Raw genomic sequence first — 6,000 nt, 5'->3', positions numbered from 1 at the left:
CGTCCTCGCCTACTCCATGATGGATGTTGTACGACATGACTGTAATGGTGCTTTCTTTCCCTTCACCATGCATTTCCGCTTCAGCCGCCTTCGCATTGCCGTCGTTCAACAGCAAAGGAAACAACAGCAGCGACAAAGAGAGAGCGACATTAAGCAATTTCTTGAACAACATTAAATTCCCTCCTAGCATGTTTTAGATTCTACTAGAGGATAGATTTTATTTGTTTTCTCAATGTAAGGATAATGTTAAGATAGAGTGAATTTTAGGAAGCTCGGGTTTTTTGATCCAATAACGCAAGATAATGCACACTTGAAGTTGTTGGAAGCGGGACTTAATATGTAATCTAATTGAATATGGACCTTCGGGGCAGGGTGAAATTCCCGACCGGCGGTGATGGTTCCCGTTAACCTAAGCCCGCGACTCGCTGACTACCTATTAGTAGACGGCGACTGACTTAGTGTAAATCTAAGGCCGACGGTATAGTCCGGATGGGAGAAGGTCAAAAACAAGCATAGTGCCGCATTTTTTCAAAAAATTCGCTGCTCTAGGCTTGTTTTCGTATGCCCCGTTTTCATTTTGAGAACGGGGCTGACTTCTTTCGAAGCGTCCTATTCAAAAACCTTAGGAGGTTGTTGAATATGGAAAGTAAAGCATCGATGATTTACCGCGGAGTACAGTCAGAACGTTCAAACGCAGGCAGCAAGAGTATCTGGTTTGTAGCTGCCGGCGCCGCATTGAGTTGGGAGTACCTAGGGAAGGGTGGAATTGGGCTTAACTCAAGTTGGTCGTAAAACAATGACCGGGAAAGCTGATGCTCTCCAGGTCATGCTTCGCTATTTCTGCAGCGACTCTAGATATTGAACGACTTCGTCGGAATGGTCGCCGCCGGCTTTGGCATGAGCCATTAATGGAATCGTATGTGGACCTAAGGTGTGAAGAGCTTTCGGATCGTCATTGATTATCGCGCGCACGATTTCAATCTTACCCAGCATTGCGGCGGCGAATAAATCGATTCGCGCTCCCTTTTCCAACAAATAGAGGGCTATATCGCGTCTTCCCATATGTGCGGCAGCGCCTAGAGCCGTTTCCCAATCGCCGTTACCCCAATCCCATGCGGCATTAAGTAATCCGGGTTGTTGCTCAAGCAGTTCCTTAACCTTGTCGAAGTCGCCATGAGCGTTGTAAACAAAATCTTTTACCAATTCGGGACTAAGACTACTAGACATTAAGTATATCCCCTCTCATTCATATTCGATGAAACGACTGAATTATATCAGCTATTTCGTTATTGCCCTTTGCAATCGCGTATTCTGAGGGTGTTAACGACTCGCTGTTTCGCATTAAAGGATTTGCCCCATTTTCAAGCAGCATTTTAGCAATCTCGAATCGGTTAAAATGAGCCGCCACGTGTAAAGGAGTAAAGCCTTTACGAGTCTCGCCTTCGCACTGGGAGTTGATATCGGCACCGTGTGTAAGCAGCAGCTTCACGATGTTGATGTGATTGCCTGCAATCGAAGCGTGCAGCGCGGTGTTGTTGAGCTTTCCGTCTTTTCCTTTCAGGTTTATATCAGCCCCACGATCCAGCAAATAGGCGGCGGCTTCTTCATGTCCGAAATGCGCTGCAAGTCCCAAAGGCGTATATCCGTCAAAGCTGTGGCTGTTAATGAGTTTCGGCGCTTCGCTTACTATTTCTTTTATCCTGGCTGTGTTGCCGACGGCTGCAGCTTCATATAAGTTAAGTTCCGCACCCTTCTGGAGGAGCAATTCTTTTATTTCATTAGCGCGGTAATAAGCGGCCATTAATACGGCGGTTTGGCCTTCTTCGGATTTCGCGTCTTTCAGCTTTTCGTCGATTTCGAGCAGGCGTTTGACTTTGTCGAGGTTTTTGCTTTTGACCGCATCCAACATTTCATCTTTCAATGCGCGAACGGTTTCTTCAAGCTGTTTTGCCTTTAGCAGCAGCTCTTCCGAGGACTGGACCCCGATGCTTATAAATTGAGATGCGGCCTCGGAACGGCTTTGCGCAAGACCGGCATTCACCAATAAATCAACGGCTGCTGAGGTTGTTTCATCCAGTCTGACGGAGATTACGACACTTCTATTTGATTTTCGACTCATATTCCACCACGTGTAATTTTGTAATAAGTGTTACAATGTCAATTTATCATGAGTAAGAAAATATTGTCAACCATTCACTCTTCGGTTCTAACGCCGATACAGGATGAAAGCGTGCGCCATATGGTAATATATGGATTGGCAGAATGGATTCGTTGCTAGGTGACGCAATGTACATAACTCAGGATCAAAAAGGTCCGCGGCAGCTGAAAAATGTCCTGAGTTATGGTGATTTGGTTTTTGCGGGCTACAGGCGGGTGGAGTTTGTTGGGCTGCATTTTGGTCGGGTGGAAGTTTTCTGGGCTTCATTTTGAAAGAAATTGGGGAGACGAGCGCATGGAAATACGGAAGTTAACGATGGAGAGAAAAGAAGATTTTGTCGCATATTGCAAGAAACATAGAATGGATATCGACGATTCATACTTATATGATGAAGATTTAAGAGATTTCGAGCCTAACGACGATAACCCAACTTATATCGTTGTCAATCCGCACGGGGAAATAATGCGGAGAATGAAGGGCAAAGGCTTGTATATTCAGGAGGGTTTCAAGCAGGTTGAGGCGGTTGTGTGTTACAAATATGATTTGACGCGTCCGTAACTGCTGCAACGCTGAAATAGCGGAATTGCAGGGACTTATTTGGGTGAAGTTCGTTTTACCGAAGAAATAGCGGAACTGTAGGGCCTTATTGGACGTTTTTTTTGGGAGCTTCCCTTGAATTCGTCCGAATAAGTGACCCCGGTTCCGCTATTTTTTCGCCGATGGCGTAATCCGATGCGATAAGTGCCTGCAGTTCCTTTATAACAGTTCTTCTTCCTTGATCGTCGCAATAGGATGAAGGAATTGATGGTCAAACGGATTCAGCGTCCTGCCTTCCTTCACTCTATTAACCCAATCCGGATTCGCCAAAGCGCTCGTCCCGATTGCCGCCAGATCGGCATCGCCGGACGCTATGAGACGCTCCGCCGCCTCAGGGTCGCCCAGCTTGCCGTTGGCGATAACGGGTAGACCGCTGTACCGCTTTGCGAGTCCTGCGAGAGTCGGTCCCCCTTCAGAGAATGCCGGCGCGAACGCTTTGTATTCCGTCGTATGGATGTAGCTGGGGGATGCGGCGGCGACTCTCTCGAAGATGATGTTGGCGTCCGCCTCTCCGCCGGCCCATTTATGATGGAAATCGTTGACTTTTCCTTGCGAAATGCGGACGCCGACGATGTAATCGGGACCGACCGCGGCGCGAATCGCTTCAAGCACCTCCGCAACGATACGGATGCGCCGCTCGGTGGAACCGCCGTATTCATCGGTTCTCAGGTTCGTGTAGTCTGTGATGAATTGATCGAGCAAATAGCCGTTGGCCGCATGCACTTCGACTCCGTCAAAGCCGGCCCGCTTGGCGCGGAGGGCTGCTTGGGCGAAACCTTCGACCGCCTGCCGAATTTCGGTCTGCGACATCTCTCTGGGAACGGGGAATTCCCCGCTCCCGCCATGCTCCTCAAGCATGGCGCCAACAGGCTTGACCGCGGAAGGTGCGATCGGCGCAAACCGGCCATGTTGAACCAACGCGCCTGCGTGTATCAGTTGGGCGATAATCTTTGCGCCTTCGCGCTGTACCGCTCGAATGACTGGAATCCATGATTCAGCCTGCGCGTCGTTCGCGATTCCCGGCTGATTGTCGTAGCTCTGGCTGTAAGCATCGTCGGGGTAAAGGCCTTCCGTAATGATGAGACCGAACCCTCCCTTGGCAAATCGCGTGTAATAACGAACCATGCGCTCGTTCGCCATCCCGGACGGTTCCGCGCTCGTGCGGGTCATCGGGGATAGTACCGCTCTATTAGGCAGCTGAAAAGAAGATCCAAGACGAAATGCGGATAAAAGCTGGGGATAGCTGCTCATTTTGTAGTAATCCTCCTTTATTTTGCGGTTATTGCTTTTCTTGAGAGGATTGTAATGCATAAACGGCATGACGTAAAATGATTGGTAATGATAGCGTCATCAGTTTAATTGATGATAACGACGGGAGGATCCTAATGGAGCTGTCCGATCTGAAAATGTTTTTAGCGATTATCGAGCAGGGCAGCATAACGCGCGCCGCGGAGAAGCTGGGCTACGTCCAGTCGAACATCACCATGCGCATCCGCAAGCTGGAGTCGGAGCTTGGAGTTCAACTATTCCATAGAAATGTGAAAGGCGTCGCACCGACTGAGAAGGGACTATTGTTTAAAAAGCACGTAATGGACATTTTGAACAGGGTGGATGAAGCCGTTATGGACGTTAAAGAACCGGATTACCCGTGCGGACCTCTTTCGATCGGCGTTGTCGAGACGATGGCTTCATCCGCTTCGTTTATTCGCGCTTTGTCCGTGTTTCAAACGAAATATCCCAAAGTCGAGTTGTCGCTTATCACCGGTACGTCGCCTCAAAATTATGAGAAGCTGTTGAGCCGCCAGTTGGACGGAGCGTTCCTCACGGGCGAGTTTGATCTATCGCCGATGCATGTCGCTCATGAGCTTCGGGAAGAAGTCGTTCTGGTGACGGCCGCCGGCAGCAATTCGCCCGAAGTAACAAATGCCTCGTGGGTCGTGTTTCCGAAGGGCTGTCCTCTGCGTGCCGCCGCGGAGGATTGGCTGCGCGTCAATGGCGTTTCGTCCGCAAACGTGATCGAGGTCAGCACTCTGGAGACGCTGCTCAATTGCGTACGGGCGGGCATCGGATGCTCGATGTTGACGCGGCCGTCCGTCGATGAGAACGATGATCGAGTGCGAGTGTATCCTGTCCCGGAAAAGTACCGGTTCGCGACAACTCGGCTTGTTTCCCGAAAGGAGCAGTTCGCCAGTAAAGCGTTCAACGCTTTCGCGGAGTGCATCCGCGGCGCGGCGGTGTAAGTGTATGGGATGGCGGTAGATTATACCTTTTTCGATCTCCGGCTCATCGCCTTCTTTGGAGAGAGAACATCTTCAAATGGGAACTGATGTTCGGTATAATGAATATGGCTTACAGGAAAAAACAAAAATCTGAAGACATTATGGAGGCGGTTTATGCTCGATTTGTTTCAAAAATTATCCAAATCCCAACTTGCTGACGTTCCAAATATTGGGATTTTATAGGCGAATATTTTCGCCAATCACGCAACCCTCCAAAATTATATCTGGCAAAATGTAAAAAGCGTGCCGCTCTTAACGAGCACACGCTTAACTTGCAGCGGCGTTTCCGTCATTGTTCAAAAAGTGAACGGCACGGCTCCGGAGTACATTGAATCGCTCCGGGGCCGTTCTGCGTCTATTTTTGATCCAAACTTTGCTCCCGCTTTTTGTTTGAGATTTATATGTTGACTTTTACACTAGGACCGCGAGCATCTCATCGGAGGCGTTCAGGCCTCAGTTTCGTTCGTGGCTGCACGATTCAATCGTTCCCGCTGTTGGTTGCTCTTTCCGCTCGTTCACGNGCTGCACGATTCAATCGTTCCCGCTGTTGGTTGCTCTTTCCGCTCGTTCACGTTGGTGGTTGCTCTCTCCGTTCGTTCACATTGGTGGTTGCTCTCTCCGTTCGTTCACATTGGTGGTTGCTCCCTCCAATCGCTCCCGCCGGTGGTTGCTCTCTCCGCTCACTCTCTCTCGTGGCATCAATTTTGTTTAAGGGATTTTCAGGTACCTATTTGTAGCCGTTACAACCTTCCAAGTTATACATAAGGGACTCCGACGTACTTATTTCCTCATCCAGAGCGCGTTTGAAGCTGATTACAGAAAAAAATAAGTCCGCCAAAATCCCCTATTCACCTACGCCACCTGCCATCTTCGAAAAATAAGTACTTGAAAATCCTCTATTGTTCACAAAAGGAAATTTGAGAGATCTTTCATCAGCAAATACTTCCGCGTGCGTTAACAATTTTC

The 6,000-nt window shown here is 49.0% G+C and carries 5 protein-coding genes and 1 riboswitch; of the genes, 2 read left to right on the top strand and 3 right to left on the bottom strand.

The window, feature by feature from the left end; all coding sequences use genetic code 11:
• Nucleotides 1-354: 354 nt before the first annotated feature.
• Nucleotides 355-505: riboswitch (FMN riboswitch) on the top strand.
• A gap of 329 nt (nt 506-834) precedes the next feature.
• Together JET16_RS16940 and JET16_RS16935 are read right to left on the bottom strand one after the other, a co-directional pair.
• Nucleotides 835-1,227 carry an ankyrin repeat domain-containing protein gene (locus tag JET16_RS16940; RefSeq protein WP_199617709.1) on the bottom strand — a complete coding sequence of 131 codons (393 nt, stop codon included), beginning with the start codon at nt 1,225-1,227 and terminating at the stop codon, nt 835-837.
• A 19-nt stretch (nt 1,228-1,246) separates the two neighbouring features.
• On the bottom strand, nt 1,247-1,921 hold the full coding sequence (locus tag JET16_RS16935; protein ID WP_199617707.1) for an ankyrin repeat domain-containing protein: 675 nt from the start codon (nt 1,919-1,921) through the stop codon (nt 1,247-1,249).
• Nucleotides 1,922-2,452: 531 nt separating this feature from the next.
• On the opposite strand from JET16_RS16935, the gene JET16_RS16930 reads away from it, so the two are divergent.
• Nucleotides 2,453-2,716, top strand: a complete 264-nt coding sequence (locus JET16_RS16930; RefSeq protein ID WP_199617705.1) for a hypothetical protein — start codon at nt 2,453-2,455, stop codon at nt 2,714-2,716.
• Nucleotides 2,717-2,914: 198 nt separating this feature from the next.
• Here the strand turns inward: JET16_RS16930 and JET16_RS16925 are convergent, their stop codons facing one another.
• On the bottom strand, nt 2,915-4,006 hold the full coding sequence (locus JET16_RS16925) for an oxidoreductase (RefSeq protein ID WP_199617703.1): 1,092 nt from the start codon (nt 4,004-4,006) through the stop codon (nt 2,915-2,917).
• A gap of 134 nt (nt 4,007-4,140) precedes the next feature.
• Here JET16_RS16925 and JET16_RS16920 point away from each other — a divergent pair, with 134 nt between their 5' ends.
• On the top strand, nt 4,141-4,995 hold the full coding sequence (locus tag JET16_RS16920) for a LysR family transcriptional regulator (RefSeq protein ID WP_199617701.1): 855 nt from the start codon (nt 4,141-4,143) through the stop codon (nt 4,993-4,995).
• Nucleotides 4,996-6,000 lie beyond the last annotated feature (1,005 nt).

It is taken from the genome of Paenibacillus alkalitolerans, from assembly GCF_016482785.1.
In the GTDB taxonomy this organism is placed as follows: Bacteria; Bacillota; Bacilli; order Paenibacillales; family YIM-B00363; genus Paenibacillus_AE; species Paenibacillus_AE alkalitolerans.
This window is presented reverse-complemented; position numbering and strand designations above follow the sequence as displayed.

What these genes read in the sequence shown, in the direction of transcription:
- JET16_RS16930 (WP_199617705.1), top strand. Translation starts at nt 2,453, where the DNA reads ATGGAAATACGGAAGTTAACGATGGAGAGAAAAGAAGATTTTGTCGCA.
- JET16_RS16920 (WP_199617701.1), top strand. Translation starts at nt 4,141, where the DNA reads ATGGAGCTGTCCGATCTGAAAATGTTTTTAGCGATTATCGAGCAGGGC.
- JET16_RS16940 (WP_199617709.1), bottom strand. Translation starts at nt 1,227, where the DNA reads ATGTCTAGTAGTCTTAGTCCCGAATTGGTAAAAGATTTTGTTTACAAC.
- JET16_RS16925 (WP_199617703.1), bottom strand. Translation starts at nt 4,006, where the DNA reads ATGAGCAGCTATCCCCAGCTTTTATCCGCATTTCGTCTTGGATCTTCT.